The organism is Pseudomonas sp. DW-iso17 (genome assembly GCF_058725345.1).
The window spans coordinates 84,509-109,643 of record NZ_JBZXEA010000048.1 but is presented as its reverse complement, the minus strand read 5'-3'; the positions used below and the strand labels follow the sequence as shown (position 1 = coordinate 109,643).

The window sequence follows — 25,135 nt, the reverse complement described above, 5'->3', positions numbered from 1 at the left end:
ATCCTCTCAGATTCGATTCACAGCGATTTGCGGCAAATCTTCAGCGGCGTTAAGTTCGCGCACGGCGATATAACGTTCACTGCGGCGGGTGCGGTCCATCACCTGCCCTACCAATTGGCCACAGGCGGCATCGATGTCTTCACCACGAGTGGTTCGCACAGTGACGTTATAGCCGGCCTGGTGCAGTTGATCCTGGAAACGACGGATGGCGTTGTTGCTCGGCCGCTCGTAACCAGAATGAGGAAACGGGTTGAACGGGATCAAGTTGATCTTGCACGGGGTGTCCTTGAGCAATTCGATCATCTCGACCGCGTGCTCCAGCTTGTCGTTGACGTCCTTGAGCATGGTGTACTCAATGGTCAGCACACGCTTCTCACCCAGGGTCGCCATATAACGCTGGCACGATTCGAGCAGCATCTTAAGCGGATACTTCTTGTTGATCGGCACCAATTGGTTACGCAATGCGTCATTAGGTGCGTGCAGCGACAACGCGAGGGAGACGTCGATGTGCTTGGCCAGCTCATCGATCATCGGTACCACGCCGGAGGTCGACAGGGTCACACGGCGCTTGGAGATGCCGTAGCCCAGGTCGTCCATCATCAAATGCATGGCCGCAATCACGTTGTCGAAATTCAGCAGCGGCTCACCCATGCCCATCATCACCACGTTGGTGATGGCACGGTCGACGGTCGCCGGGACGCTGCCAAAGGATTTGTTGGCAATCCACACTTGGCCGATGACTTCGGCGGCGGTGAGGTTGCTATTGAAGCCTTGCTTGCCGGTGGAGCAGAAACTGCAGTCCAGGGCACAGCCTGCCTGGGACGAAACGCACAATGTGCCGCGCTTGCCCTGGGGAATGTACACGGTCTCGACACAGCTACCGGACGCCACGCGCACCACCCATTTACGGGTACCGTCGCTGGAAATGTCCTCGCTGACCACTTCGGGACCACGCACCTCGGCAATGGCCTTGAGCTTGTCGCGCAGGGCCTTGCTGACGTTCGTCATGGCGTCGAAATCGTCGACGCCAAAGTGGTGAATCCACTTCATTACCTGACCGGCACGGAAACGCTTCTCCCCGATTGAGTCGAAGAATTTCTCCATTTCCGGCTGAGTCAGACCCAGCAGGTTGGTTTTAACAGTCGATGTAGTCATGGATTCACCCTCACTCTTTAAGCCGATGCTTAGCGAGCGGTTACTTCAGTAGCAGCGAAAAAGTACGAGATTTCGCGAGCCGCGGCAGCTTCGGAGTCCGAGCCGTGAACAGCGTTGGCGTCGATGGATTCAGCGAAGTCAGCACGGATGGTGCCGGCAGCAGCTTCTTTAGGGTTGGTAGCGCCCATCAGCTCACGGTTCAGAGCGATAGCGTTTTCGCCTTCCAGAACCTGAACAACAACAGGACCGGAGATCATGAAGGCAACCAGGTCGCCGAAGAAGCCACGAGCGCTGTGCTCAGCGTAGAAGCCTTCAGCTTCAGCCTTGGACAGTTGCTTGAGTTTCGAAGCTACAACCTTCAGGCCGGCTTTTTCGAAACGAGTGGTGATCTCGCCGATGACGTTTTTTGCAACAGCGTCAGGCTTGATGATGGAGAAAGTACGTTGAACAGCCATGGTGTAACTCCAGAAACGGTAATTTACGAAAAATTAAACCCGCGAATTATACGCGGGTTATTGGGTATTGCCTAACTGCGTAAAAAGGCGGCTCAGTCTGCTTCTTCGATCCACAGGCCTTGAATCGCCTCAAGGACCTTTTCGCCACCCCGGTCAGGGATGTCGTCAAAATCCGGCAGTGCCATTACGAGGTCGCGCAGCTTGACGAAGTTCACGGTAAGAGGATTGACCTCAGGATGAGCTTGCGCAAGTTGTATAGCGATTTCTTGTACATCAACCCATTTCAGGCTCATGACATTTCCTTGAATCAATGCGGCGCTTCGGCTGCATGGTTGAGCGAATATTTCGGGATTTCGACGGTGAGGTCTTCAGTCCCCACTTTCGCCTGACAACTCAGGCGCGACGTCGGCTCCAGGCCCCACGCCCGATCAAGATAGTCTTCTTCCAGGTCGTCAGCCTCATTGAGGCTGTCGAAACCTTTACGAATGACGCAGTGACACGTGGTGCAGGCATTCACGCCGCCACAAGCACTTTCGATCTCGATGTGGTTGTCATGGGCGACGTCAAGCAGGGACTTGCCGGTCTCAGCCTCCACGACCATGCCGTCAGGGCAATGTTCGGCGTGCGGTAGAAAAGTGACCTGCGGCATCAGTTATTCCTCAATTTCATTCAGGTTGCGGCCCGCCAGCGCGGCTTTAACCGTCTGATCCATACGGCGGGCAGCAAAGGCATCAGTGACTTGCGACAGGCGCTTGGTCTGTTGCTCGATGGCGTAACCATCGTTGCCTTTCATCAGTTCGGCCAGTTCCTGCATCTGCAGGTCAATGACCATGCGCTCTTCGGCATCCAGCAAGCGCTCGCCGTCGGCTTCAAGGGCGCCCTGCACCGCTTCGAGCAGGCGCTGGGCATCCACTTGTTGCTCGCGCAATACGCGGGCGACCTTGTCGTCACCGGCATACTGGAATGAATCCTTGAGCATCTTGGCGATTTCGCCATCGGTGAGGCCGTAGGACGGCTTGACCTGGATGCTGGCTTCAACGCCAGACGCCAGTTCGCGCGCAGCGACACTGAGCAGGCCATCGGCATCGACCTGGAAGGTCACGCGAATTTTCGCCGCGCCCGCGACCATCGCCGGAATGCCACGCAATTCAAAGCGCGCCAGGGAACGGCAGTCGCTGATCAGCTCGCGCTCACCTTGCAGCACATGAATCATCATGGCTGTCTGACCGTCTTTGTAGGTGGTGAAGTCCTGGGCGCGCGCGACGGGGATGGTGGTGTTACGCGGAATCACCTTCTCCATCAGGCCGCCCATGGTTTCCAGGCCTAGCGACAGCGGAATCACGTCGAGCAACAGCAATTCGCCGCCATCACGCTTGTTACCAGCCAGGGTATCGGCCTGGATGGCAGCGCCGATGGCGACGACTTGATCCGGGTCGATTTCGGTCAGTGGTTGGCGCCCAAAGGCTTCGGCTACCGCTTCACGCACGCGCGGAACGCGGGTGGAACCGCCCACCATGACCACTGCGCCAACGTCCTCCAACTCGATACCGGAATCACGCACAGCACGACGGCAGGCCTTGAGGCTGCGGGCGACCATCGGCTCGATCAGCGCATCAAAGGCTTCGCGAGTCAGTGGGGCCGACCAATTACCGTAGCAAACGTCAACAGAAGCAGCGTCAGTCAGCGCCTCTTTGGCCGCGCAGGCAGTTTGCAGCAGGTTGCGCTGCGCGCCTGGGTCCAGATCAGCCGACAAGCCGGCACTGCTGATGATCCAGCCAGCAATGGCGTGATCAAAATCATCGCCACCCAGGGCGCTGTCGCCGCCGGTCGCGAGCACTTCGAACACACCGCCGGTCAGGCGCAGGATCGAAATATCGAAGGTACCGCCGCCCAGGTCATAAATAGCGACCAGGCCTTCAGCGTGCTGATCGAGGCCGTAGGCCACAGCTGCCGCAGTCGGCTCGTTGAGCAAGCGCAGCACGTTCAGGCCGGCAAGTTTCGCCGCGTCCTTGGTGGCTTGACGCTGGGCGTCATCGAAATACGCCGGAACGGTGATAACCGCCCCTACCAGCTCACCACCCAAGGTATTTTCCGCACGCTGGCGCAGCACCTTGAGGATATCGGCCGACACTTCGACCGGGCTCTTGGGCCCCTGGACGGTGTCGATGAACGGCATATGGGACTCGCCGCCGACAAAGCGGTACGGCAGTTGGTCACCCAATTGCTTGACGTCGGACAACCCACGACCCATCAAGCGCTTGACCGACAACACCGTGTTCAAGGGGTCTGCGGACGCGGCGAGCTTGGCCGACTCGCCCACTTCAGTGCGATCTGCGTGATAACGCACAGCGGACGGCAGGATCACCTGCCCATCGGCGTCAGGCAGTGGCTCGGACAGGCCGCTGCGCAAGGCAGCAACCAGGGAATTGGTGGTGCCCAGGTCAATCCCGACCGCCAGGCGACGCTGGTGCGGTTGAGGGCTTTGGCCGGGTTCGGCGATTTGCAGTAGAGCCATGGTAATCAGGTCTTATCTGTCTATCAGGCGTGCATCACGGGCAGCACTGGGTTAATCGTCGAGGCGCTCTTCTAGCTGGCGCACTTCGTAGGTGAGCTTGTCGAGAAACTGCATGCGCCGCATCAGGCGTTCGGCCTGTTCGCGTTGCGCCGCATCATCCCAACAGGCTGCGAAGCTTTCGTTGAGCTCATCCTGGGCGGTTTTCAGACGACGCTTGAAGACCGCGACACCCGCCACATCGGCTTCGTCCTGCAGTTCTTCGAGTTCTTCACGCCATTGCATCTGCTGCATCAGGAAGTCCGGATCATGCACGGTGACTTCCATCGGCAACTCACCGCCCTTCATCGCCAGCAAATAGCGCGCGCGTTTGGGGGGGCTTTTGAGCGTCTGATAGGCTTCGTTGAGGCTGGCCGATTGCTCAAGGGCCAAGCGCTGCTCACGCTCGGAAGCGTCAGCGAAGCGGTCCGGATGCACCCCACGCGCCAATTCACGGTAGCGCGTGGCGAGCTGCTCAAGGTCCAGCCGAAAGCTCGGCTGCAGCTCGAATAAAGCGAAATGACAAGGAGTACCCACGAGTAGCCTCAGATGTTGAAGCTTTCGCCGCAGCCACATTCACCGCGCACGTTAGGGTTGTTGAACTTGAAACCTTCGTTCAACCCTTCCTTGACGAAATCGAGTTCGGTGCCGTCCAGGTAGGTCAGGCTCTTGGGGTCGATGATCACTTTCTCGCCGTGACTTTCGAACACTTGATCCTCTTCAACCACCTCGTCGACAAACTCCAGCACGTAGGCAAGGCCGGAACAGCCCGTGGTGCGTACACCCAGACGAATCCCCTCACCTTTACCGCGCCCATTCAGGGAGCGGCGAATGTGCTGCGCAGCCGCTTCTGTCATGCTGATAGCCATCGTTGACTCCTTACTCGTCGCCAAATGCTTAGATCAAGCCTTTCTTCTGCTTGTAGTCGCGAACAGCTGCCTTGATGGCATCTTCAGCGAGTACGGAGCAGTGGATTTTCACTGGCGGCAACGCCAGTTCTTCGGCCAGCTGGGTGTTGCTGATGGTGACAGCCTCATCCAGGGTCTTGCCTTTCATCCATTCGGTCGCCAGGGAGCTGGAGGCGATGGCCGAACCGCAGCCGTAAGTCTTGAATTTGGCGTCTTCGATAACACCGGCATCATTGACCTTGATCTGCAGGCGCATTACATCGCCGCACGCCGGGGCGCCGACCATGCCGGTGCCGACATCTGGATCTTCCGCGTTCATCTTGCCGACGTTGCGCGGGTTTTCGTAGTGGTCGATGACCTTTTCGCTGTAAGCCATGGTACTGAATCCTCACTCATCAGGGCCGCTCTGGAACCCTGTAGAAACGCCTGCGTTTTCCGCCACGTTCCTACAGAGCTTGGGTGGCGGCTTCTATAGTTAGTGTGCCGCCCACTCGATCTTGGAAATATCGACACCGTCTTTGTACATGTCCCACAGTGGCGACAGAACGCGCAGCTTGTTGACGGCTTCGCAGACCTTCTGCGCGGCGTAGTCGACTTGCTCTTCGGTGGTGAAGCGGCCGAACGTAAAGCGGATAGAGCTGTGGGCCAGTTCGTCGTTGCGGCCCAGGGCGCGCAGTACGTACGAAGGCTCAAGGGACGCCGAGGTGCAGGCCGAACCGGACGATACCGCCAGGTCCTTGAGCGCCATGATCAGCGACTCGCCTTCGACGTAGTTGAAGCTCAAATTCAGGTTGTGCGGTACACGAGCGGTCATGCTGCCGTTGATGTACAGCTCTTCAAGGTTTTCGACCTGCTTGTAGAAGCGATCGCTCAGGGCCTTGATGCGCACGTTTTCGGCAGCCATGTCTTCCTTGGCCACACGGAAAGCTTCGCCCATGCCGACGATCTGGTGGGTCGCCAGGGTGCCCGAACGCATGCCGCGCTCGTGACCGCCGCCATGCATGGTGGCCTCGATACGTACGCGCGGCTTGCGGCTTACGTAGAGAGCACCGATGCCTTTAGGGCCGTAAGTCTTGTGGGCCGAGAACGACATCAGGTCGACTTTCAGCTTGGACAGGTCGATATCGACCTTGCCAGTGGACTGAGCAGCGTCGACGTGGAGCAACACGCCCTTGGAGCGAGTCAGCTCGCCGATGGCGGCGATGTCGTTGATAGTGCCGATTTCGTTGTTCACGTGGATCACCGAAACCAGGATGGTGTCTTCACGCATCGCGGCTTCGATCATGGCCGGGGTGACGATACCGTCGGTGGTTGGCTCAAGGTAGGTAACCTCGAAACCTTCACGCTCCAGTTGGCGCATGGTGTCCAGGACAGCCTTGTGCTCAATCTTGGTGGTGATCAGGTGCTTGCCTTTGGTCGCGTAGAAATGCGCCGCGCCCTTGATAGCCAGGTTGTCGGACTCGGTGGCACCAGAGGTCCAGACGATTTCGCGCGGGTCGGCATTGACCAGGTCAGCGACTTGGCGACGAGCGTTCTCGACCGCTTCCTCGGCTTTCCAGCCGAATACGTGGGAACGGGAGGCCGGGTTGCCGAAGTTTCCGTCGACCAGCAGGCATTCGCTCATTTTTTGCGCGACACGCGGATCAACCGGGGTGGTCGCTGAGTAATCAAGGTAAATCGGCAATTTCATGGACTTTCTCCTAAATCAGGCTGGCTGGCGTGCCGTTAGCTCTTCGGCTGTCACTCGACGGCGGACGCTTCAATCTTGTCCAGACGCGGCGCCTTGGTGTTGCAACGGCGCTGGTCCTGACGCTGGGCTACTTCTTGCACCTCACGGCGAGTCACAAGATCAGCCAAGCTGATACCACTCAAAAACTCATGGATCTGCAGGCTCAAGTCACACCACAAGTGGTGCGTCAGGCAGGTGTCACCGGCATGGCAGTCACCCAAACCCTGGCATTTGGTGGCATCGACGGATTCGTTGACCGCGTCGATCACCTGGGCCACCTGAATGCCCTGCATGTCGCGGGACAACTGATAGCCACCACCCGGACCGCGAACGCTGGAAACCAGATTGCTACGGCGCAATTTGGCGAACAACTGCTCGAGATAGGACAGGGAAATGCCTTGGCGCTCGGAGATATCGGCCAGGGACACCGGCCCAGTTTGCGCGTGCAAGGCCAAGTCGAGCATGGCGGTCACCGCGTATCGGCCTTTTGTAGTCAGTCTCATGGACAAGTACCAAGGTGTTTCAGAATGGGAGCAAGTATGCGATTCCCGAGTATTTAAGTCAACTATAAGACCTAGTACTTTAGTCAGGAATACCCGTAAAAAGGGCGCGCGAATCATAGCAGGATGGGGTGGGATCGAACAGCGCAACCAGGCCTGCTGCAAGACCACCGAGCCAATGGAGATCAAATGTGGGAGCTGGCTTGCCTGCGATTGCGGTGGGCCAGCAACCTATAAGCAAGCTGATAGACAGCTATCGCAGGCAAGCCAGCTCCCACAAGAGTCCGCATTCAGCCCGCCTTGGTGGTAGCGGCCTCGTCCTTGATCTCAGCAAAATCCTCTTCACGCAGTTCAGGCAGGTCTTTGGCGCAGTACGGGCTGCCCAGCTCCTTCAGCGCCCCGCACATGCCCTCCAGCTTGCCATCCACCGCCTGCAGATGATCAAGCAATTGACCAATAGCACGAGCCACTGGATCGGGCATGTCTTCACTAACGCCATAGGCATCGAAACCAATCTTTTCGGCCATCGCCTTGCGCTTGGCCTCTTGCTCATCACCGTCTTGCGGCTTGACGATGATGCGGCCTGGAATACCCACAACCGTGGCACCCGGCGGCACAGCCTTGGTCACTACCGCGTTGGAGCCAACCTTCGCGCCCGCACCCACGGTAAACGGCCCGAGCACCTTGGCGCCCGCCCCTACTACCACCCCATCGCCCAGCGTTGGGTGGCGCTTACCCTTATTCCAGGTGGTGCCGCCCAGGGTCACGCCTTGATAGAGGGTGACGTCATCGCCGATCTCGGCTGTCTCGCCAATCACGATGCCCATGCCGTGATCGATAAAGAACCGACGGCCCACCTTGGCACCCGGGTGGATCTCGATACCGGTCAACCAGCGCCCGAAGTTCGATACCAGCCGCGCCAGCCATTTCCAGCCCATGCCCCACAGGGCGCCGGACAGGCGGTGGATCCAGATCGCGTGCATGCCCGGGTAGCAGGTCAGCACTTCAAAGGCATTGCGCGCCGCCGGGTCACGGTGGAAAACACTCTGGATATCTTCTCGCAAACGCTCGAACATTTTTAATCCTTCCGCTTAAGAAGCTCACCACGGGCCGCTTTCTGGGTTTCCGTGAGGATGCCACGCAATATGTTCATTTCAGCCCGGCTCACCGAGCTGCGGCCGTACAAACGACGCAGGCGCGCCATCAAGTGCCGTGGCTTTTCAGGGTCGAGGAATTCGATGGCGACCAGGGTTTGCTCCAGGTGCTCATAGAACCGTTCCAGCTCGTCCATGGTGGCCAACTCGCCACTTTTGGTCGATGCAACCTCTTCCTTTTCCACCTTGCTCGGCTGGCCGGCAGCGGCCAGCCAGGCCATGCGCACTTCGTAAGTCAGCACCTGCACCGCAGCCCCGAGGTTCAGCGAGCTGAACTCAGGGTCTGATGGGATATGCACGTGGTAATGACATCGCTGCAGCTCTTCGTTGGTCAGGCCGGAGTCCTCACGGCCGAATACCAAGGCGATTTCAGCACCGCCAGCAGCCTCCTCCACCACTTTAGTGCCGCATTCGCGCGGATCCAGCAGCGGCCAAGGGATACGACGGTCACGGGCGCTGGTGCCGAGCACCAGATTGCAGCCGACCAAGGCGTCCTCCAAGGTGGCGACCACCTGGGCATTTTCAAGCAAGTCATTGGCGCCGGACGCACGGGCATCCGCCTCGTGGTGCGGGAATACCCGCGGTTCGACCAGCACCAGGCGCGTCAGCCCCATGTTTTTCATGGCTCGCGCCACCCCGCCGATGTTGCCGGGATGACTGGTATTGACCAAGACGACACGAATGTTTTGCAGCAAGGGAGGCGCTCGCGGACACAGGAAAGGGGAGCAAATCTTACAGAACCGCCTAAGGTTATGCCATGAAAGCGAACGTCGTCCTTCACCTGAGGAAAGTTTCTGCTAGAATGCTCGGCTTTCTTTAACAACCTTAGGTGACCTATCCATGCAGCCCATGCTGAATATCGCGCTGCGCGCCGCCCGCAGCGCCAGTGAATTGATCTTCCGCTCCATCGAGCGCCTGGATACCATCAAGGTCGACGAAAAAGACGCCAAGGATTATGTATCCGAGGTGGATCGCGCCGCCGAACAGAAAATCATCGACGCTCTGCGCAAGGCCTACCCTACCCACGGTATCCTCGGTGAAGAAACCGGCCTGCACAAAGGCAGCGGTGAAGGCGAAGACTACCTGTGGATCATCGACCCACTGGATGGCACCACCAACTTCCTGCGCGGCATCCCGCACTTTGCCGTGAGCATCGCTTGCAAATACCGTGGCCGCCTGGAACACGCCGTCGTGCTGGACCCGGTTCGCCAGGAAGAATTCACCGCCAGCCGTGGTCGTGGCGCCCAACTGAACGGTCGTCGCCTGCGTGTCAGCGGCCGCACCAGCCTGGAAGGCGCTCTGCTGGGTACCGGCTTCCCATTCCGTGACGACCAGATGGACAATCTGGAAAACTACCTGGGTATGTTCCGCGCCCTGGTTGGCCAGACCGCCGGCATCCGCCGCGCCGGTGCAGCCAGCCTGGACCTGGCGTATGTAGCCGCCGGTCGCTTTGATGCGTTCTGGGAGTCGGGCCTGTCCGAATGGGACATGGCAGCAGGCGCCCTGCTGATTCAGGAAGCGGGCGGCCTGGTGAGCGACTTCACCGGTGGTCATGACTTCCTGGAGAAAGGCCACGTCGTGGCTGGCAACACCAAATGCTTCAAGGCAGTACTGACGGCGATCCAGCCGCACCTGCCGGCTTCGCTGAAGCGCTAAGCGAGCGAGCGAGCACAAAAAAAGCACCCCTCGGGGTGCTTTTTTTATGCCTGGGATTTAGCAAAAAACCAATTCCAACTGACTCAATACAAGCCAATGTGGGAGCTGGCTTGCCTGCGATAACAGCCTGCCAGCCAACTCACGGGTTACTGACCCACCGCCATCGCAGGCAAGCCAGCTCCCACACTTGAACCTTGCAAGGCTTGGGATTACTGCTGGTTCTGACCTAGGATCAGACGACCTTCCTTATCCACCGGGATCTGGCTGCCAGGGTCGCGCTCCATACGCACGGTACCTTCCTTGCCGTCCAGGTTGTAACGCACGTCATAACCGACCACCTTGTCACTGATGTCGTTAACGGTGTTACAGCGAGTTTGCGTAGTGGTGTAGGTATCGCGGTTCTGCATACCTTCCTGAACCTTGTTACCGGCGTAGCCACCACCGACCGCACCGGCCACGGTGGCCAGCTTCTTACCGTTACCGCCACCAATCTGGTTGCCCAGCAGGCCACCCGCAAGGGCGCCCACCACGGTACCGGCGATTTGATGTTGGTCCTGCACCGGACGCTGTCGGGTCACGGTGACGTCCTTGCAGACCTCACGCGGGGTTTTGATCTGGGTTTTCACCGGCTGTACCGCCAGTACTTGCGCATACTCAGGGCCGCTTTTTACCAGGCTGTAGGTGGCAACAGCGCCTCCGGCAGTCACACCGACAGCACCCAATACCGCACCAACCAGCAACGACTTGTTCACATGAACCTCCTGACCATCACAAGCGGACCGAAAGATCCGCGCTATACCCAGCCTTGGAGCAAAAAAAAAGGCGCGAGTTCAATACTCGCGCCTTTCTTGTAACAGCGGATCAACAAACGCCCATCAAGGACGGTCGTCGACCTCCTTGTCGGTAGCGGCAGGAGGGATCAAGTCTTCGCTGTTGAGGTTCAGCCAGATCAGCACCACGTTGGCGATGTAGATCGACGAGTAGGTACCCGCCAGAACGCCGATAAACAGCGCCAGGGAGAAGCCCCACAGGTTATCGCCACCGAAGATCATCAGCGCAGCAATCGCCAGCAAGGTGGAGATCGACGTCGCCATGGTCCGCAGCAGGGTCTGCGTGGTGGAGATATTGATGTTCTCGATCAACGTCGCCTTGCGCAGCACCCGGAAGTTCTCACGAACCCGGTCGAAGACCACGATGGTGTCGTTGAGCGAATAACCAATGATCGCCAGCACAGCTGCCAATACGGTCAGATCGAAGGTGATCTGGAAGTAGGCCAGGATACCCACGGTCACGATCACGTCGTGGATCAGCGACACAATGGCGCCGACACCGAACTTCCACTGAAAGCGGAATGCCAGGTAGATCATGATGCCGACCAGCGCCATCAGCATGCCGAGGCCGCCCTGATCGCGCAGTTCTTCACCCACTTGCGGGCCGACGAACTCGACGCGCTTGACCGACGCCGGGTTATCGCCGCCGACCTTCTGCAAGGCCTCGGCTACCTGATGACCCAGTTGCGGGTCTTCACCAGGCATGCGTACCAGCAGGTCGGTGGTGGCACCAAAGCTCTGCACCACGGCTTCGTGATAGCCGGCCTTGACCAGCTCGCTGCGCACCAGGGTAACGTCGGCCGGCTTCTCATAGGTCAGCTCGATGAGCGTACCGCCGGTGAAGTCCAGGCCGTAGTTCAGGCCCTTATGGAACCAGCTGAACAACGCCAGAACGGTAAGGAGCACGGTGACGCCGAACGCAATATTGCGAACGCCCATGAAGTTGATTGTACGTAACATGGCAGCCCCTTAAATCCACAACTTCTTGAAGTCACGCCCGCCAAAGATCAGGTTGACCATTGCGCGGGTCACCATGATGGCCGTGAACATCGAGGTAAAGATCCCGAGGGACATGGTCACCGCAAAACCTTTCACCGGGCCTGTGCCCATGGCGAAGAGAATCCCGCCGACCAACAGTGTGGTCAGGTTGGAGTCGAGGATCGCGGTAAATGCCCGGCCGAAGCCTTCGTTGATTGCACGCTGCACGGTCATACCGGCGGCGATCTCCTCACGAATCCGCGAGAAGATCAGCACGTTGGCGTCCACCGCCATACCCATGGTGAGTACGATACCGGCGATACCTGGCAGGGTCAGTGTGGCGCCCAGCAACGACATCAACGCCAGCAGCATCACCATGTTGCCCGCCAGGGCGACAGTGGCGATCACACCAAAGAAGCGGTAGATGGCGATGATGAACAGCGACACGAACAACATACCCCACAGCGCCGCATCGACACCTTTGGTGATGTTGTCGGCACCCAGGCTCGGGCCGATGGTACGCTCTTCAGCGAAGTACATCGGTGCAGCCAGGCCACCGGCACGCAGCAGCAACGCCAGCTCGGAAGACTCGCCCTGGCCGTTCAGGCCAGTGATACGGAACTGAGCACCCAGCGGCGACTGGATGGTCGCCAGGCTGATGATCTTCTTCTCTTCCTTGAAGGTCTGCACCGGCACGTCTTTCTCGACGCCATTGACCATTTGCTTGGTGTAGGTGGTCACCGGGCGCTGCTCGATGAAGATCACCGCCATGCTGCGACCAACGTTGCTGCGCGTGGCGCGGCTCATCAGTTCGCCGCCATGGCCATCCAGACGGATGTTCACTTCAGGCGTGCCGTGCTCGCCGAAACCGGCCTTGGCGTCGGTCACCTGGTCACCGGTGATGATCAAACCACGCTCGATCAGCGCTGGAGGGCGGTTGCCTTCGCGGAATTCGAATTCTTCGGAAGTGGTACGCGTAGCGCCTGGGTCTGCCGCGAGACGGAACTCCAGGTTGGCGGTCTTGCCGAGGATACGCTTGGCTTCAGCAGTGTCCTGTACGCCTGGCAGCTCAACCACGATGCGGTTGGCACCCTGGCGCTGCACGATCGGCTCTGCCACACCCAGCTCGTTGACGCGGTTACGGACCGTGGTCAGGTTCTGCTTGATGGAGTATTCGCGGATTTCAGCGATCTTGGCCGGGCTCATCGCCAGACGCAGTACCGCTTGGCCGTTCAGGTCGGCAGGCACGATGTCGAAGTCATTGAAGTTCTTGCGGATCAGCGCACGGGCCTGTTCGCGGGATGCTTCGTCAGCAAAGCCCAACTGGATGGCGCCATTGAGCTGCGGCAGGCTGCGATAACGCAGCTTCTCTTTGCGCAGGAGGCTCTTCACGTCGCCTTCGTAGACCTTCAGACGTGCGTCCAGGGCCTTGTCCATGTCGACTTCCAGCAGGAAGTGCACACCGCCGGACAAGTCCAGACCCAGCTTCATCGGGTGCGCGCCAATGCTGCGCAGCCATTGTGGCGTGGTCTGGGCCAGGTTGAGCGCGACAACGTAGTCGTCACCCATGGCCTTGCGTACGACATCTTTGGCCGGCAATTGGTCTTCTTGCTTGGTCAGGCGCAACAAGCCGCCTTTGGATCCAGCCGCCAAGGTTGCCGCTTTAACCTGGATACCCGCGTCGGTGAGCGCTTTGCTCGCACGGTCCAGGTCAGCCTGATTGACCTGCAGCGAAGTGCTGGCGCCAGAGATCTGGATCGCCGGGTCATCAGGATAGAGATTGGGAGCGGAATAAATAAAACCGATCGCCAGCACCGCCAGGATCAGTACGTATTTCCACAGAGGGTATTTGTTCAGCATCACGCCGCCCGCTTATAACGCGGGGCGCCTTGCGCGCCCCGTCGATTGGTAAAGGTTGTTACTCAGATCGCTTTGAGCGTGCCTTTAGGCAGCGTGGCGGCGATGGCGCCCTTCTGGAACTTCATTTCCACGGTGTCGGAGACTTCCAGTACCACGAAAGCATCGGAGACCTTGGTGATCTTGCCGGCGATACCGCCAGTGGTCACGACTTCGTCGCCTTTTTGCAGGCTGCCCAGCAGGTTTTTCTGCTCTTTGGCGCGCTTGGCCTGTGGACGCCAGATCATCAGGTAGAAGATGACCAGGAAGCCGACCAGGAAAATCCACTCGAAACCACCGCCCATAGGGCCGGCAGCAGCAGGCGCAGCGGCGTCAGCCATGGCGTTAGAGATAAAAAAGCTCATTTAGCACTCCAGTTGCAAATAGTGAATCTTAGGGTCGGAAAACTCAGTCCAAGGGCGGCACAGGGAGGCCACGCTTGGCATAGAAGGCATCGACGAAGGCGGCCAATGTACCCTGTTGAATAGCCTCGCGCAAACCAGCCATCAGGACTTGGTAATGACGCAAATTGTGGATGGTATTCAACATGCTACCCAGCATTTCCCCGCACTTGTCCAGATGGTGCAGATAAGCACGGGAGAAGTTCTGGCAGGTGTAGCAGTCACAGGTAGGATCCAGCGGCGAATCATCATGGCGATGGAACGCGTTACGGATCTTCAGCACGCCTGTATCGATGAACAGATGCCCATTGCGGGCATTACGGGTTGGCATCACGCAATCGAACATGTCCACACCGCGGCGCACACCCTCTACGAGATCTTCCGGTTTGCCAACGCCCATAAGGTAACGAGGTTTGTCTGCGGGCATCAGGCCCGGCAGGTAATCCAGCACCTTGATCATTTCATGCTTGGGCTCGCCCACCGACAAACCGCCTATGGCCAGGCCGTCGAAGCCGATCTTGTCGAGGCCTTCCAGCGAGCGTTTGCGCAGGCTTTCATGCATGCCGCCCTGGACAATACCGAACAGCGCCGCCGTGTTATCGCCATGGGCGTTCTTCGAACGCTGGGCCCAACGCAGCGACAGCTCCATGGAAATACGCGCCACGTCTTCATCGGCCGGGTACGGCGTGCACTCGTCGAAAATCATCACGATGTCCGAACCCAGATCGCGCTGTACCTGCATCGACTCTTCCGGGCCCATGAACACCTTGGCGCCGTCGACCGGCGAGGCAAAGGTCACGCCCTCTTCCTTGATCTTGCGCATGGCGCCCAAGCTGAACACCTGGAAACCACCGGAGTCGGTAAGGATCGGCCCTTGCCACTTCATGAAGTCATGCAGGTCGCCATGCTTCTTGATCACTTCCGTGCCCGGGCGCAGCCACAGGTGGAAGGTATTGCCGAGGATAATCTCGGCACCGGTGGCGACGATGTCGCGGGGCAACATGCCTTTGACGGTGCCGTAGGTGCCGACCGGCATGAAGGCCGGGGTCTCCACAGTGCCACGCGGGAAGGTCAGGCGACCACGACGGGCTTTGCCGTCCGTAGCGAGCAATTCAAACGACATACGACTCATAAGTTGTCCTCAGGGCCGCGCGGCGCCGGGTTACGGGTGATAAACATCGCATCACCGTAGCTGAAAAAACGGTACTCGTTAGCGATGGCGGCCTGGTAGGCAGCCATGGTTTCCGGGTAACCGGCAAATGCCGACACCAGCATCAACAGCGTGGATTCGGGCAAATGGAAGTTGGTGACCAGGCAATCGACCACATGAAAGGGTCGCCCTGGAAAAATGAAAATATCGGTGTCGCCACTGAACGGCTTGAGCACGCCATCACGCGCTGCACTCTCCAGCGAACGCACACTGGTGGTGCCCACGGCAACCACTCGACCGCCACGCGCCTTGCACGCCGCCACCGCATCCACCACGTCCTGGCTGACCTCCAGCCATTCGCTGTGCATATGGTGGTCTTCGATGTTATCCACACGCACCGGCTGAAACGTACCGGCCCCCACGTGCAGGGTTACATAGGCGGTGTCGACGCCCTTGGCGGCAATCGCATCCAGCAGTGGCTGGTCGAAATGCAGCCCGGCAGTCGGTGCGGCGACGGCGCCGAGGCGCTGTGAGTACACGGTCTGATAGCGCTCGCGGTCCGCGTCTTCGTCGGGGCGGTCTATATAAGGAGGCAACGGCATATGGCCGACGCGCTCCAACAGCGGCAACACTTCTTCGGCAAACTTGAGCTCGAACAAGGCATCGTGGCGCGCCACCATCTCGGCTTCGCCACCGCCCTCGATCAAGATGCTCGACCCCGGTTTGGGCGACTTGCTGGAGCGCACATGGGCCAGCACGCGGTGGCTGTCCAGCACCCGCTCCACCAGGATTTCCAGCTTGCCGCCGGACGCTTTCTGGCCAAACAGCCGCGCCGGGATCACCCGGGTGTTGTTGAAAACCATCAGATCGCCTGGGCGCAAATGCTCAAGCAAATCAGTGAATTGACGGTGTGCGAGGGCACCGCTGGGCCCGTCCAGGGTCAGCAGTCGACTGGCGCGACGCTCGGCCAAAGGGTGGCGAGCGATCAGCGAATCAGGGAGCTCAAAAGTAAAGTCAGCAACGCGCATGATGGGGTTCGTCTAGCAGGGCCGGGAAGTCTAGCGGAAATAGTGAAAATAGACCATGAAACGTGATTGACCAACGGTAATCTCATCTCTATACTTCGCCGCCATTGAGCCCTGATGGCGGAATTGGTAGACGCGGCGGATTCAAAATCCGTTTTCGAAAGGAGTGGGAGTTCGAGTCTCCCTCGGGGCACCATCTTAAAGAAAGACCTTGAAATTCAAGGTCTTTTTTTTCGCCTGCAAAAAAGTGCCAGGCGTGGCAGTGGAGGGAGCGGGACCATGGAGTTGACGCTTGAAGCGGTTGCGTTGTTCGCGTTGAAGCTGGTGCATGAGACTGACCACGGCAGCCCATTGCTGCGCGATGATCCCGTGATGGAGGGCTATGATCGCGAGGTGTTTGGGTTGTTGGTGCGCCAGGGAAACCTGGCCGAGATCCAGTTGAAGCTCGATGAGTGCATCACCCAGGCGTTGATTGCATTGGGTGGAGCGGACAGCGTTCTCGGGCGTGAATTGCAAAGGCTATCCACCGATGTGCAAAACATCGCTCGTCTTGATGAGTTGACCTGCCCGCTGACCGTACTAAAGAGCTATCTGAAAGATGTGCAATGAATCGGTAATCAGGGTAACGGCCAGGTAAACCATCAACACCGCCACCCCTGCATCCAGCCAGCGCCAGACCGCAGGCTTGCGAAACAATACCGTCAATCGCTGACAGCACAGCGCCAACACCACGAACCACACGAGTGATGCCGTCATGGCGCCTGTCGCGAACAGCGCCTGTTGACCCGCAGGTTTCGTGGCACCGATGGAACCAATCAACACCACGGTATCGAGCCAGGCGTAAGGGTTGGCAAAGCCGAGTATGACCGCCGAGCGCAACAGCCCTCTTTGCGAGTTGCCGCCTTGAGCGTCCGGCATGGACTGATCCCGGATGCAGGCCAACAGACGTTGGCCACCAAACCAAAGCAGATACGCAGCGCCGGACAACAGCAATAGTGCCATCACCTCAGGCCGGCTTCCCAACAACGAACCTAAACCCGTGACCCCGAAAGCGATCAGGAAAATATCGGCCATTACGCAAATAGCGACAACGCCCCAGATCGGCCCGCGACCGACACCTTGGCGGATCACCAAGGTGTCTTTCGGGCCAGGGGCGGCGAACAGTCCGATACCCAAGAGCAAACCTTCGATGTAAAGGGCATTGAAGTGAGGAAACATGGACTGTTCGAGCCCTCCAGGACTATTTAGCGCAGTTGAATCGGTTGATTACCGAAACCGGTATGACGAGCATTCACAGTACTGCCCAGGTCAATGGATTTCTGGCGGTAAAAGGTCGTCAGCAACTGATCCGGATTGGGATTTGCAAAGTAGATCAATGAGCTTCTGGCGACCGGTTTGCTGGGCGCAAGTACAGCATGGTAGGCGGCAGGCACGGCATGATCGGAGAGCTCTGTCAGCAAGGAACCCGCCAGCACCGCGACCTCGTTCTCCAGAAGGCGTACCGGCTCCAACGATCGTCCTTTCATCAAAACCAGCCCTTCGCGGGTAGGCTTGATAAACGAAAGCATATGCCCGTCTTCATGAGGATCCTGGGCATATTGACGAGAATGGTCTTTCGCCTGTGGACCATAGACACATAACTGGATGTACGATGCCGCGCGAAAGGGGGCCAAGGGGGCAACGCCAAATTCCTCGCAAATGCCATCCATAACTCCCTGGGCCAACTCGCTCATCTGTCGTTCAAAACTGCCGACTGCGACAACGAAAGTACTTCGGGTGAATTCGAAAGCGGTTCTTTTTGAAGCGTGCGCGGGCCAGTAACAAAACCGCTCGCACAGGTCCGGGTGCTCCTCGGCAAGGGAGTACTCGGCGCCAAAAGGGAAAAAACCATCCGTGTCCTGGGCAAAGGAAAACTCATCCTTGATGGCCTGGGGAATGGCCGAATAGCCATCAATGATCTTTTTGTAGTCCTGCAACATCGCATCAGGAATTTGCAGGATGCCAAAGCCTGATCGGGCAATGGATTCACAGCACGCTTTCATTGGACTCATAGCTATATCCACAGATAGATGTAAAGGAATGCAACACACACAAGGTTCGCAAGCATGTGAGAAACCGCGACACTGGATATGCCAACCAAACCGGGACCTATCCATGTCTTTCACAACGTCGCCAGCAAGACCAAAGTCTGAATCGCTATGTAACCGTGACGGCGGGCAGGTTGTCCTTTTTGGCTTACAAGATGACGACTTCCACTGGAAACGGGTTTGCAAAATATGAGCATCAAAACTGGCGATACTCTTCGAGCGCTTGTTGTACGACGCAGCCGAGAACTGGGAAAACCCCTGACTAACCTGGCTAAGGAGGCTGGCATCTCCAGAACCTACCTTTATGCATTGGCGGACGGTGCTTCAAAAGATCCGTCCGTACGTACCCTGATCAAATTAGCCAAAGCGCTACGTGTCTCCCCGCTGCTGCTGTTTCGCTACTTTGCCGACCTGACCGGTGCTCCAACTGATGCTTACTCAATGGCTATCACCAACCGGGCCATTGGCTTGCACGACCCATCTGACATTGCCGTATTCAATGCAGACGTGACCACGCCTGACCAGACCGTAGTGCTGCCCGGTGAAACCTTTCAGAAAACCTGGGAGATCCAGAACCTCGGGATTCGCCCCTGGCGCGGGCGGCGATTGGTGAGAGTGGACGTGGAGTACGTGATCGCCCGTCGAACCGCTTCGGGGGAGCCATTGGAAGTGGTGATGGATAGCCATCTGCGAAGCCTGAATAACGATATTCCGATAGCAGATACTTTGCCCGGCCAGCCAGTGCATATCACCGTGGAGTTCGGAGCCCCGAGGGAGACCAGTACCGTCACCTCAATCTGGCGTATCGAAGATGAACATGGGCAGCCTTGCTACGGGCCAGCATTCATCCTGCATGTGATTGTCAACGTCATGGCGCGCTGAAAGCAGCCTTACTTGCGCCCCTCTACCGCCATCCGCACCGCCAAACCCATCAACACCGACCCCATCAGCCAGCGCTGCAGCACCTGCCAACCAGGCCGGGTGACGAAGAACACCGCGATGGAACCCGCCATGCAGGCAATCACCGCGTTGACGCTCACGCTGATAAGAATCTGCAGGGAGCCCAGCGCCAGGGATTGCACCAGCACACTGCCATGACCGTTCGGGTCGATGAACTGGGGCAGCAACGACAAATACATCACCGCCACTTTGGGATTGAGCAAGTTGGTGACCAAGCCCATGGTCACCAACTTGCGCGGGCTGTCCTTGGGCAAGTCGCGCACCTGGAATGGCGAGCGCCCACCCGGCTTGACCGCCTGCCAGGCCAGATACACCAGATACAACGCCCCGCCGAGCCGCAGCGCGTCGTAGGCAAACGGCACAGCCATCACCAACGCCGTGATACCCAGCGCCGCGCACACCATGTACACCACAAACCCCAGCGCCACCCCGCCCAGGGAAATCAACCCGGCCGTGCGCCCCTGGCAGATGGAGCGGGAAATCAGGTAGATCATGTTCGGCCCGGGAGTCAGTACCATGCCGAGTGAAATCAGGCCGTAGGCGAGCAAGCTGGACATATCAGGCATGGATTGGCTCCTGGTTTTTTAGGCTGCCAGCGTGAAATCCTTCGCCGACGCGGTCGTGTTGAGCGTCATGCTAGGGGCTTGCAGGCCAGGGCGTTAGATACAGATCCGCAGGCAAAACGGCATACACCGACGGCACCACTTACCCAGGACAGGCACATGATCGACTTCAACAACAAAGGTTTCTTCAAGCTCAAGCAAAACAACGAATACGCCGAACGCGTAGCGGCCCTGCTGCTGGACGGCGAAGAAGTGGTCGACGCCTACAAGGCCATGCGCGACGGCGTCGTGTTCACCACCAAACGCATCATCGCGGTGAACGTGCAGGGGATTACCGGCAGCAAGAAGGATTTCACCTCATTGCCGTACAAGAACATCGTGGCGTACTCGGTGGAAACGTCCGGGACGTTTGACTTGGATTCGGAGTTGGAGATTTATTTTTCGTCGTTGGGGAAGGTGAAATTCGAGTTCACTGGCAAGACCTCGATCGTGGAAATCTCCCGGCTGATTTCCAAGCATCTGCTGAGTTGATCCGCAGGCACCCAAAAGACCTTGGTGTTTCAAGGTCTTTTTTATTGCGGCTCAGCTGACGTACACCGGGCTCATCCTGCTCACAGCATCATTTCATAGGGTCCCATTGCCTTGCTAGTCTGCACCAAGCCCTGCCGCATCAACATCTCAAGATAACTTCCCGCCTCCATCGCGGGCTTCTTCAACGCCCTCCTCTGCTTCTGCGCCGCTCCCAACACTGCCGCCTGATCCAAATCCCAGAGATCCGAAATAAAGTCATCCGGATGCATCGGTTCAATGTCATAGGCAGCCAATATATGAGGTGGAAAGTCGTTCAAATTGAAGGTCACGATGACCTCAGCTTTACTCCGAATTGCCGCCGCCAACACATGCCGGTCATCCGGGTCTGGTAAATCCAAACTCGAACACAGATCCTCATATCCCGTCACCAACGCGTCAGGTATAGCAATGTCCATTAGCGCCGACGTGCAGTCCACCTGAGCCGCCGTAAGATCGGGTCGGTTCTTAAGTACGTTGCGCTTCCACTCATCCTGAATCTGGCCAGTCCATCGCGCTCGATACAAACCAGACAAACCAAGCCACATGAGTAAGTCCCTAAGTGCCGCAGGATAGAGAACACAAGCATCGTACACCGCAGTAAAGGGCGAACACCTCATCCGTCATACCCCATTCCCAACTCTTGGGCCTGTTGAACCAGCGCTTCCATTGCCTCTTGGCTTTGCTCGTCACGCCGTTGCTTGAACGCCATCAAATCCGAAAAACGGACTCGCCGATGTCGGCCCGTTTTTGTAAAGGGGATGGCGCCTTCCTCCAGCATCTTGACCAAATGCGGGCGTGACACATTAAGCAGGTCGGCCGCCTCCTGCGAGGTCAACTCGGCATGAACCGGCACTACCTTGACGGCATTGCCCAGCGCCAATTCGCCCAGAATATCGACCAGCAGACGCAGTGCGGAGGTTGGTAGGACAAGCCTGTGTGGCTTGTCTTCTTTGTCGAAGATATCGATGCGCTGGGTTTCAAATTTGGTCGACAATAGGGACGCTAATTCACGCTGACCTTGCACTGCCGCCTCGACTTCTTTTTCCAGCGGAAGGATCGTTTTGGGAAGATTGTTGATGGTCATGATGCAACTCCGGCCTTACGCAATTCAGTTGAGGTCAACGCTAAACGAAACAAACGAAAATCGCAATATTCGAAACAATGCTGGCGACTCACGTACCAGTCAACTTTTCCCACATCAACTGACAAATTGAGCTGATATCGGTTTCTGACTCCCCCTCATAGGCTCACTCCCTCGCACAAGGAAGTGAATCGGTCATGTCAGAACGCTTTTATCCACCCACCGAACAAGCGTTACTCAAGCGACGAATCCTCACCCGGCAACCGTCGCGTGTGCCGTATTCGCCTACTATCGATTTTTTCGAGCCGTCCCCTGCCCAGCCACCTACACCAGCCCAACCTCCAAGCTGCGTTTTCATAAAACCATGCCAACTGCCTGACGGTATCGCTCATTACTCGAGCCCCACCGGTTTTGTCCCACTGGAACTGATCAAGGAGTACGGCCATGTAAGTCTGTTGGGCGGGCGCGAAGTGGACGCCCGGGGCGCGGTTGCCTTGCGCAAGATCAGTGGCAGCGCACTGCCAGCCGGCTTAGGGCAGTTGGCATTGCGTTCAGCGTTTTTGGAGTCGGCGGCGACAGTCAGCGCATCCGTCGCTGGTAGCCTGTTGACAGGGTTGGTAGCGCTGGCTTGGCCGTCGGATCTAAATGATAGCGCGCTCTACAACGAGGAACAGTTGCGTTCGCTGCAACGAGCGCGTTCGCAAATGCGGCTGCATATCGAGCAACGCGACGACGGCACGCTTAAGGGGTATGGGTTTTACACAGGTAACAATGCCGATTGGCAGATGATTGACGTGGTGCAGTTTCAAAACCGCAGCGGCCAGTTAATAGCAGATTTGAATAATGGCGTAGAGCTGATCTGGACGCCCTCCGTTGATCCAAATGACACCTTAGGTGTTCCGGCATTGGAGGCTGCGCCGCAAGCACCCGTGATCTGGATCTACCCACCGACTGAGACGGCGGCGCAGATTCTGGTTAACCCTATTTACCCACCGGCCTATCAGGATTTTATTCTGGTGTTTCCGGCGGGGTCGGGGGTTCGGCCGCTGTATGTGGTGGTAGGTGCCAAGTCTGGGGATCACAAGTACCACAAAGCGCCCGACACTGAACAAATAACTGGCTTTGAAAAACTGATAAAAGCAAAACCCAAGACTCCCAGACAAGGAGGCGCCGGGCTGAAAGAACGCTGGATTGAGGAAAAAGGTCGGAAGATCTATGAATGGGACTCTCAGCACGGAGAGCTGGAGGTTTATCTAGCGAGTGATGGGAGCCATATAGGTGCGTTCAACCACATAAGCGGCGAGCAGCTAAAAGGGCCAATCAGAAAACGAAACATCAAAAAATATCTGTGAGGGCTACATGGGACTAAAAATAAGGTTGGAATGGTTCGACAGAACTACAGAGAGGCTAAACGGAACGGAGAGTTCAGCGGACTGCGGAGATGACTACTCGGTGATTTCCACGCTCGGGTTGTTGAGCGCAGTGGACGTCAATAACGGCATGTTTGAATTGCGCAGGGAATGGCTATCAGTGATACAGCCGCACTTTTCTCACGAAATTGCTCTTTCAGAAAGTGACTACTTCATCGCATTTGATTACGAAGTTGCAAACGAGTAATGCAGACTCAAAGAATTCAGCCTGAGCTGTAGTAGATGAAAAAGCAAATGGTGCACAAGTGACCCGATCATCCATCATCAAAATAGACCTGACCCGCATTCAGAACCCCAAAGAGCTTCACGCCACGCTGGGCACTTCACTCAACTTCCCCACCTGGTATGGCCAGAACTGGGATGCTTTTTGGGACGCCATCACCGGCTTGGTAGAAATGCCCGAGACGCTTGAGTTTTCTGGTTGGGATATTTTTTCGGAGTGCCTACCTCACGATGCCAAGATGCTGCGGCAGTGCTTGGCTGAGCTCGCGACCCATTACCCGGACCTTGCGTCGCGGGTTCGCTACTGATGCCCGTCAGCCTGGGCGCCTCACTTGGGCTGGAATGTCGCTAAGTACGCCAGGATATTTTCAATCTTCTCCTGGTCACTGATCCCCCAGAAGATCATCCGCGTGCCACTCACCACCGACTTCGGGTCTTCAATGTAGGCCGCCAGTTTTTCCCGCGTCCACACCACGCCTGAGTTCTTCATCGCATCCGAATACTGATAGTCCGTGGTAGTACCGGCAGGCCGGCCAATGATGCCGTTCAGTTCCGGGCCAAAACCACCCCGCGCGCCTTCACCAATGCTGTGGCAGCCACCGCAGGTCTTGGTGAAGAGTTTGCCGCCCGCGTCGGCGTCGCCCGCAGCGAACGCGGGTGCGGCGATAACGGTCAGGACGAGGGTCAATAACACATACTTCATTCACGTATCCCTATCGGCTGTTGCCGTGGATTATGCCTGTTCGACCGGCCTTTCTCCCAGCCGCTGCACCAGACGCACCAGATAACCGTCCGGGTCTTGCACGATGAACTGGCGCTGCCCGGCCTCCACGTCACCGGCTCGGTACCAGGCATCTTCAACATCGCGGAACAATGGCCAGCCAATTTGCGCCAACCGTTGCAGGATAGGCGTCACGGCGGGCACATCGATTTGCAGGTTGATGCCGCGCCCGAACGGTGGCTGCAACGGTGCGGTCAGCCACTGGCCGGCGTCGGGGTCGTATTGTTCGAGCATGATTTGCGCGCCGTTAAGGTCAAGGTAGGCAAAGCCTTCTTCAGCGCGCTGGTAGGCGATGGTGAAGCCTAACTGTTCGACCCAGAACGCCAGGCTGACACTGAGGCGAGTGACGATCAGTTCCGGCACGAGCGGGTTACGGTTAAACATGGCATTCCTTGGGACGGCGGGGTGGCGTTCACCTTAACGGATTGTCGTGCCCATGGCTCACAAGCAGTCAAACGACCACCCATCGATTAAAAAACATCCAATCGAACCTATCCGGCCACCTTCCACTCCACCTTACTGAACCCCCTGATGGTGGAGTAAGGATCATGGCTCAGCCATCGATTTTGGTATTGGAAGACGACGAGATCATTCGGGCGTTGATGGTAGATGTGCTGGAAGACTTTGGTGCGGTGGTGACATCGTTTGCATCGGCAGACGAAGGGATGATTTACCTGGAGCGCGGCGATGACCCGGTGGATTTGATTGTCAGTGATATTCAAATGCCCGGCTTGCTCAATGGTTATGACTTGAGCCGTGTGGTCGCCCACCGCTGGCCTGAAGTACAAGTAGTGCTGACCTCAGGTAATACGAAAATCGCCGCCGAGTTGGGCAGTTCCGTGCGGTTTCTGCCCAAGCCCTGGAGTACCGACCACTTGCTTGAGTGCGTGCAGACAGCATTGACGCACTAGGGCCTGCCCCTGCGTGGATAGCAGCGCGATATCATTTCAACCGAACTTGAGGGCCAGTTCTGCGGTCATGTAAGGTGCAGGGAGCGACTTTTCTGATCCGCTGGTCAGCCTTTTCGTTTCTGCGTTCAGCTGACGACAATGA

33 protein-coding genes and 1 tRNA gene are annotated in these 25,135 nt (G+C 57.7%); 9 read left to right on the top strand and 25 right to left on the bottom strand.

Features of this window, described 5'->3' with window-relative positions; genetic code table 11:
• Positions 1 to 6 precede the first annotated feature (6 nt).
• The 12 genes from rlmN to trmJ all read right to left on the bottom strand — a co-directional run bounded on the left by rlmN (position 7) and on the right by trmJ (position 9,147).
• On the bottom strand, positions 7 to 1,155 hold the full coding sequence (gene rlmN / locus AC4PS6_RS28185; protein WP_003194014.1) for a dual-specificity RNA methyltransferase RlmN: 1,149 nt from the start codon (positions 1,153 to 1,155) through the stop codon (positions 7 to 9).
• Positions 1,156 to 1,184: 29 nt separating this feature from the next.
• Entirely contained in the window at positions 1,185 to 1,610 is a 426-nt protein-coding gene (gene ndk, locus AC4PS6_RS28180; RefSeq protein WP_003175956.1) for a nucleoside-diphosphate kinase, read from the bottom strand.
• A 92-nt stretch (positions 1,611 to 1,702) separates the two neighbouring features.
• Complete coding sequence (iscX, locus tag AC4PS6_RS28175; RefSeq protein WP_014719820.1) at positions 1,703 to 1,903, bottom strand: Fe-S cluster assembly protein IscX; 201 nt, start codon at positions 1,901 to 1,903, stop codon at positions 1,703 to 1,705.
• Between the two features lie 14 nt (positions 1,904 to 1,917).
• Entirely contained in the window at positions 1,918 to 2,259 is a 342-nt protein-coding gene (gene fdx, locus AC4PS6_RS28170; protein WP_019817222.1) for an ISC system 2Fe-2S type ferredoxin, read from the bottom strand.
• 3 nt (positions 2,260 to 2,262) lie between these two features.
• Positions 2,263 to 4,125: a Fe-S protein assembly chaperone HscA gene (gene hscA / locus AC4PS6_RS28165; protein ID WP_014719821.1), complete on the bottom strand. Its 1,863-nt coding sequence runs from the start codon at positions 4,123 to 4,125 to the stop codon at positions 2,263 to 2,265.
• A 51-nt stretch (positions 4,126 to 4,176) separates the two neighbouring features.
• Positions 4,177 to 4,698 carry a co-chaperone HscB gene (hscB, locus tag AC4PS6_RS28160; RefSeq protein ID WP_014719822.1) on the bottom strand — a complete coding sequence of 174 codons (522 nt, stop codon included), beginning with the start codon at positions 4,696 to 4,698 and terminating at the stop codon, positions 4,177 to 4,179.
• An 8-nt stretch (positions 4,699 to 4,706) separates the two neighbouring features.
• A complete protein-coding gene (iscA, locus tag AC4PS6_RS28155) occupies positions 4,707 to 5,030 on the bottom strand; it encodes an iron-sulfur cluster assembly protein IscA (RefSeq protein WP_003209680.1) in 324 nt (107 codons plus the stop codon).
• A 28-nt stretch (positions 5,031 to 5,058) separates the two neighbouring features.
• Entirely contained in the window at positions 5,059 to 5,445 is a 387-nt protein-coding gene (gene iscU / locus AC4PS6_RS28150) for a Fe-S cluster assembly scaffold IscU (RefSeq protein WP_003175965.1), read from the bottom strand.
• 99 nt (positions 5,446 to 5,544) lie between these two features.
• A complete protein-coding gene (locus tag AC4PS6_RS28145; RefSeq protein ID WP_003194019.1) occupies positions 5,545 to 6,759 on the bottom strand; it encodes an IscS subfamily cysteine desulfurase in 1,215 nt (404 codons plus the stop codon).
• Between the two features lie 50 nt (positions 6,760 to 6,809).
• Entirely contained in the window at positions 6,810 to 7,301 is a 492-nt protein-coding gene (gene iscR, locus AC4PS6_RS28140; RefSeq protein WP_003194020.1) for a Fe-S cluster assembly transcriptional regulator IscR, read from the bottom strand.
• Positions 7,302 to 7,588: 287 nt separating this feature from the next.
• Positions 7,589 to 8,374: a serine O-acetyltransferase gene (gene cysE / locus AC4PS6_RS28135; protein ID WP_014719823.1), complete on the bottom strand. Its 786-nt coding sequence runs from the start codon at positions 8,372 to 8,374 to the stop codon at positions 7,589 to 7,591.
• Positions 8,375 to 8,376: 2 nt separating this feature from the next.
• On the bottom strand, positions 8,377 to 9,147 hold the full coding sequence (gene trmJ / locus AC4PS6_RS28130) for a tRNA (cytosine(32)/uridine(32)-2'-O)-methyltransferase TrmJ (protein ID WP_014719824.1): 771 nt from the start codon (positions 9,145 to 9,147) through the stop codon (positions 8,377 to 8,379).
• Positions 9,148 to 9,292: 145 nt separating this feature from the next.
• On the opposite strand from trmJ, the gene suhB reads away from it, so the two are divergent.
• Positions 9,293 to 10,108, top strand: a complete 816-nt coding sequence (suhB, locus tag AC4PS6_RS28125) for a type III secretion system regulator SuhB (RefSeq protein ID WP_005791195.1) — start codon at positions 9,293 to 9,295, stop codon at positions 10,106 to 10,108.
• A 209-nt stretch (positions 10,109 to 10,317) separates the two neighbouring features.
• On the opposite strand, the gene AC4PS6_RS28120 is transcribed toward suhB, so the two are convergent.
• From AC4PS6_RS28120 to queA, 6 genes are all read right to left on the bottom strand, one after another.
• Positions 10,318 to 10,860, bottom strand: coding sequence for a glycine zipper 2TM domain-containing protein (locus AC4PS6_RS28120; RefSeq protein ID WP_003194023.1), 543 nt, complete (start codon positions 10,858 to 10,860; stop codon positions 10,318 to 10,320).
• 123 nt (positions 10,861 to 10,983) lie between these two features.
• Positions 10,984 to 11,898, bottom strand: a complete 915-nt coding sequence (gene secF, locus AC4PS6_RS28115) for a protein translocase subunit SecF (RefSeq protein ID WP_014719825.1) — start codon at positions 11,896 to 11,898, stop codon at positions 10,984 to 10,986.
• 9 nt (positions 11,899 to 11,907) lie between these two features.
• Positions 11,908 to 13,776, bottom strand: a complete 1,869-nt coding sequence (secD, locus tag AC4PS6_RS28110; RefSeq protein ID WP_336827163.1) for a protein translocase subunit SecD — start codon at positions 13,774 to 13,776, stop codon at positions 11,908 to 11,910.
• Positions 13,777 to 13,838: 62 nt separating this feature from the next.
• On the bottom strand, positions 13,839 to 14,177 hold the full coding sequence (yajC, locus tag AC4PS6_RS28105; RefSeq protein WP_003175975.1) for a preprotein translocase subunit YajC: 339 nt from the start codon (positions 14,175 to 14,177) through the stop codon (positions 13,839 to 13,841).
• Between the two features lie 43 nt (positions 14,178 to 14,220).
• On the bottom strand, positions 14,221 to 15,336 hold the full coding sequence (gene tgt / locus AC4PS6_RS28100) for a tRNA guanosine(34) transglycosylase Tgt (protein WP_032803964.1): 1,116 nt from the start codon (positions 15,334 to 15,336) through the stop codon (positions 14,221 to 14,223).
• A 5-nt stretch (positions 15,337 to 15,341) separates the two neighbouring features.
• Positions 15,342 to 16,391 carry a tRNA preQ1(34) S-adenosylmethionine ribosyltransferase-isomerase QueA gene (gene queA / locus AC4PS6_RS28095; protein ID WP_003194027.1) on the bottom strand — a complete coding sequence of 350 codons (1,050 nt, stop codon included), beginning with the start codon at positions 16,389 to 16,391 and terminating at the stop codon, positions 15,342 to 15,344.
• A 108-nt stretch (positions 16,392 to 16,499) separates the two neighbouring features.
• Here queA and AC4PS6_RS28090 point away from each other — a divergent pair.
• Together AC4PS6_RS28090 and AC4PS6_RS28085 are read left to right on the top strand one after the other, a co-directional pair.
• Positions 16,500 to 16,584 (top strand) — tRNA-Leu (locus tag AC4PS6_RS28090).
• A gap of 83 nt (positions 16,585 to 16,667) precedes the next feature.
• Complete coding sequence (locus AC4PS6_RS28085) at positions 16,668 to 16,997, top strand: hypothetical protein (RefSeq protein WP_020302001.1); 330 nt, start codon at positions 16,668 to 16,670, stop codon at positions 16,995 to 16,997.
• Here the strand turns inward: AC4PS6_RS28085 and AC4PS6_RS28080 are convergent.
• Together AC4PS6_RS28080 and AC4PS6_RS28075 are read right to left on the bottom strand one after the other, a co-directional pair.
• Positions 16,968 to 17,606 (bottom strand): LysE/ArgO family amino acid transporter, encoded by a 639-nt coding sequence (locus AC4PS6_RS28080; RefSeq protein ID WP_020302002.1) that lies wholly within the window; start codon positions 17,604 to 17,606, stop codon positions 16,968 to 16,970. The two genes, AC4PS6_RS28085 and AC4PS6_RS28080, sit on opposite strands and share 30 nt — an antisense overlap.
• 26 nt (positions 17,607 to 17,632) lie before the next feature.
• A complete protein-coding gene (locus tag AC4PS6_RS28075) occupies positions 17,633 to 18,439 on the bottom strand; it encodes a 2OG-Fe(II) oxygenase family protein (protein ID WP_038451451.1) in 807 nt (268 codons plus the stop codon).
• A gap of 225 nt (positions 18,440 to 18,664) precedes the next feature.
• Between AC4PS6_RS28075 and AC4PS6_RS28070 the strand changes: the two genes are divergently transcribed.
• Positions 18,665 to 19,357 carry an NBR1-Ig-like domain-containing protein gene (locus AC4PS6_RS28070; RefSeq protein WP_073453346.1) on the top strand — a complete coding sequence of 231 codons (693 nt, stop codon included), beginning with the start codon at positions 18,665 to 18,667 and terminating at the stop codon, positions 19,355 to 19,357.
• A gap of 8 nt (positions 19,358 to 19,365) precedes the next feature.
• On the opposite strand, the gene AC4PS6_RS28065 is transcribed toward AC4PS6_RS28070, so the two are convergent.
• Positions 19,366 to 20,001 (bottom strand): LysE family translocator, encoded by a 636-nt coding sequence (locus tag AC4PS6_RS28065; RefSeq protein WP_054922017.1) that lies wholly within the window; start codon positions 19,999 to 20,001, stop codon positions 19,366 to 19,368.
• 156 nt (positions 20,002 to 20,157) lie between these two features.
• Here AC4PS6_RS28065 and AC4PS6_RS28060 point away from each other — a divergent pair, with 156 nt between their 5' ends.
• Positions 20,158 to 20,529 carry a PH domain-containing protein gene (locus AC4PS6_RS28060; RefSeq protein ID WP_014719840.1) on the top strand — a complete coding sequence of 124 codons (372 nt, stop codon included), beginning with the start codon at positions 20,158 to 20,160 and terminating at the stop codon, positions 20,527 to 20,529.
• 80 nt (positions 20,530 to 20,609) lie between these two features.
• On the opposite strand, the gene AC4PS6_RS28055 is transcribed toward AC4PS6_RS28060, so the two are convergent.
• Positions 20,610 to 21,185: a PIN domain-containing protein gene (locus AC4PS6_RS28055; RefSeq protein WP_020302006.1), complete on the bottom strand. Its 576-nt coding sequence runs from the start codon at positions 21,183 to 21,185 to the stop codon at positions 20,610 to 20,612.
• Complete coding sequence (locus AC4PS6_RS28050) at positions 21,182 to 21,652, bottom strand: helix-turn-helix domain-containing protein (protein ID WP_014719842.1); 471 nt, start codon at positions 21,650 to 21,652, stop codon at positions 21,182 to 21,184. Before AC4PS6_RS28050 ends, AC4PS6_RS28055 begins: the two co-directional genes overlap by 4 nt.
• 194 nt (positions 21,653 to 21,846) lie before the next feature.
• Here AC4PS6_RS28050 and AC4PS6_RS28045 point away from each other — a divergent pair, with 194 nt between their 5' ends.
• From AC4PS6_RS28045 to AC4PS6_RS28035, 3 genes are read left to right on the top strand one after another with little or no spacing between them, the layout of a single operon-like run.
• Positions 21,847 to 23,001, top strand: a complete 1,155-nt coding sequence (locus AC4PS6_RS28045) for an S-type pyocin domain-containing protein (protein WP_492181067.1) — start codon at positions 21,847 to 21,849, stop codon at positions 22,999 to 23,001.
• A gap of 7 nt (positions 23,002 to 23,008) precedes the next feature.
• Entirely contained in the window at positions 23,009 to 23,266 is a 258-nt protein-coding gene (locus AC4PS6_RS28040) for a colicin E3-like toxin immunity protein (RefSeq protein ID WP_020302007.1), read from the top strand.
• A gap of 58 nt (positions 23,267 to 23,324) precedes the next feature.
• The gene (locus AC4PS6_RS28035; RefSeq protein ID WP_014719845.1) at positions 23,325 to 23,609 is read left to right on the top strand and encodes a barstar family protein; all 285 of its coding nucleotides are present in this window, start codon (positions 23,325 to 23,327) and stop codon (positions 23,607 to 23,609) included.
• A 20-nt stretch (positions 23,610 to 23,629) separates the two neighbouring features.
• Here AC4PS6_RS28035 and AC4PS6_RS28030 read toward each other — a convergent pair whose 3' ends face one another.
• Positions 23,630 to 24,004, bottom strand: a complete 375-nt coding sequence (locus AC4PS6_RS28030) for a c-type cytochrome (protein ID WP_019817492.1) — start codon at positions 24,002 to 24,004, stop codon at positions 23,630 to 23,632.
• A 30-nt stretch (positions 24,005 to 24,034) separates the two neighbouring features.
• Complete coding sequence (locus tag AC4PS6_RS28025) at positions 24,035 to 24,466, bottom strand: bleomycin resistance protein (protein ID WP_102665959.1); 432 nt, start codon at positions 24,464 to 24,466, stop codon at positions 24,035 to 24,037.
• A 164-nt stretch (positions 24,467 to 24,630) separates the two neighbouring features.
• Here AC4PS6_RS28025 and AC4PS6_RS28020 point away from each other — a divergent pair, with 164 nt between their 5' ends.
• Positions 24,631 to 24,993, top strand: a complete 363-nt coding sequence (locus AC4PS6_RS28020) for a response regulator (protein WP_003194033.1) — start codon at positions 24,631 to 24,633, stop codon at positions 24,991 to 24,993.
• The last annotated feature ends 142 nt before the right edge of the window (positions 24,994 to 25,135 follow it).